Source organism: Variovorax sp. 10N432 (assembly GCF_056394465.1).
The window spans coordinates 1-805 of the sequence record NZ_JBFTHX010000130.1; the positions used below are offsets into that span (position 1 = coordinate 1).

Annotated in this window: 1 protein-coding gene and 1 pseudogene; both read left to right on the top strand. The window is 63.0% G+C overall.

Going from position 1 to position 805, the window contains the following annotated elements; all coding sequences use genetic code 11:
* Positions 1-279 (top strand): electron transfer flavoprotein subunit beta/FixA family protein (locus tag AC1DF3_RS36965; RefSeq protein ID WP_478142810.1); only part of this gene is annotated, 279 nt, incomplete at its 5' end.
* Between the two features lie 77 nt (positions 280-356).
* Positions 357-805: pseudogene (locus tag AC1DF3_RS36970) on the top strand (electron transfer flavoprotein subunit alpha/FixB family protein); the annotation flags it as partial.

The window sequence follows — 805 nt, forward strand, 5'->3', positions numbered from 1 at the left end:
GAAGTCGACGGCGGCCTGGAGACCATTTCTCTTTCCGTGCCCGCGGTCATCACCACCGACCTGCGCCTGAACGAGCCGCGCTACGTGACCTTGCCCAACATCATGAAGGCCAAGAAGAAGCAGCTGGACACGTTCAAGCCGGAAGACCTGGGCGTGGATGTCAAGCCGCGCCTGAAGACCTTGAAGGTCAGCGAGCCGCCGAAGCGGGGTGCCGGCATCAAGGTGCCGGATGTGGCGACCCTCGTCGACAAGCTGAAGAACGAAGCGAAGGTAATCTGAAAAGCTTGCGGGACAGACCGCAGCGCGAAGCGCAAGCTCTGTCCCCAACTGATCAGGCCAATTTTTTGGAACAAAAAATGACCGTACTTGTTATTGCCGAACACGACCACGCCACGCTCAAGCCGGCGACCCTCAACACCGTCACCGCCGGCATCGCCTGCGCCAGCGGCGATGTCCATGTGCTGGTGGCCGGTGCCAACGCCGCCGAAGCCGGCAAGGCCGCCTCTCAAGTCGCAGGCGTGGCCAAGGTGATCGTCGCCGACAGCCCGTCCCTGGCCGAGAACCTGGCCGAGAACGTCGCCGCCCAGGTGCTCGCGATCGCCAAGAACTACAGCCACATCCTGTTCCCCTCGACCGCCAACGGCAAGAACGTGGCGCCGCGCGTGGCCGCGCTGCTGGATGTCGCCCAGATCAGCGACATCACCAAGGTCGACAGCCCCGACACCTTCGAGCGGCCGATCTATGCGGGCAATGCGATTGCCATCGTGCAGAGCAGCGATGCGATCAAGGTGGTCACTGTTCGCAC